The following is a 1,151-nucleotide window of genomic DNA, read 5'->3' on the forward strand; positions in this document are numbered from 1 at the left end:
TAAAGCCGCTTGCATGGTAGGTGATTTCATGGTCGAAGGTTGTCCCACAATAGCCCCCCAGAGATTAGGAACGATTTTCCAATCATCCTGTTGTTTTGGAGCGATACGTACACCATTGCCAATCACGGCAGCCAAGCCACACAGAGCAGAAACGGCGACAAAATCGATAGGGGATTGTTGACGCTCAGCAACGTCATAAATATAGCGACTTAAGACATATGGGACTTGTATAGGATCAAAAGGCTCGACGGGTAACAAAGCAGCAGTAATAGGCTTTAATTCCCCCCAACCATTTTGTTGCAATGCTTGTTCATAAGGAATAGCTTTGAAACAAGCATTTTCGTTTAAAGAGCCATTATCGTTATCATTTAAAGGAATATTATTCTCTAAAGTATTTTTATTATCTTGTGTCATATTACTACCCTTTGAAAATGGAGAAGATCGTTAAAATCAGTGCCTTTTGGAGCTTGCATAATAAAGACCTCAAAGCCTTGGCTATAAGCACGCTTTGCTAGGGTGAAACCTGCTTTACGACCCGCATCATCGCCATCCATTGCAATGGTGAGACGCGCTTTGTTATGGGGAAAATTCAAACGCATCATGCCACTGGTTGAAAGGGACGCCCATAAATTAACGGGCTCTGATAACAACCCAGACAGCAAAGCCAGACCAGTTTCAATGCCTTCACAAACAACAAGATGCTGATCATTGCCTTGGCTTAAATGCACAGCACCACCAGCTACAGAACCAAGCATAGCCTTTTGGGGTAATTGATTTGTTTTGCAGCCATTAGCTTGTAAAAAGGTTCTATGGATCGCAAAGGAACCAGCTCCCTTAACAAGAGCAACCAACGCGGGTAGTGTCATCCCAGATGGGTGCGGACATTTGTCATGAAAGCGTAGATCAGACGGCAATTCACATGTGATCCCCCGCGTGCGTAAATAGGTCTCAGCTAAAGTATTTTTGATTGGTTGGCTTTGTTGCCAAATTGCTTGTGCTCTCTCTGCTTTCTGCTTTGCTCCTTTGAGATCAGCATAACACTGTTTTGAGAAAGTGAGCGTATGATCATAAGCTTTATGACCCAGCAAGCCAATTCTTGTGAGCGCTTGTATGATCTCTCTAAAAGAGCAACCAGCATAACAATAGAGCAA

2 protein-coding genes are annotated in these 1,151 nt (G+C 43.4%); both read right to left on the bottom strand.

Annotated elements, in window-relative coordinates:
• Window positions 1-414: DUF3987 domain-containing protein (locus ABID39_RS07870; protein ID WP_354187612.1), on the bottom strand; the 414-nt coding region annotated here is incomplete at its 3' end.
• A partial coding sequence (locus ABID39_RS07875; RefSeq protein ID WP_354187614.1) for a DUF7146 domain-containing protein occupies window positions 411-1,151 on the bottom strand: 741 nt, incomplete at its 5' end. The genes ABID39_RS07870 and ABID39_RS07875, both read right to left, overlap by 4 nt.

Source organism: Bartonella japonica, assembly GCF_040545385.1.
Classification (GTDB): domain Bacteria; phylum Pseudomonadota; class Alphaproteobacteria; order Rhizobiales; family Rhizobiaceae; genus Bartonella; species Bartonella japonica.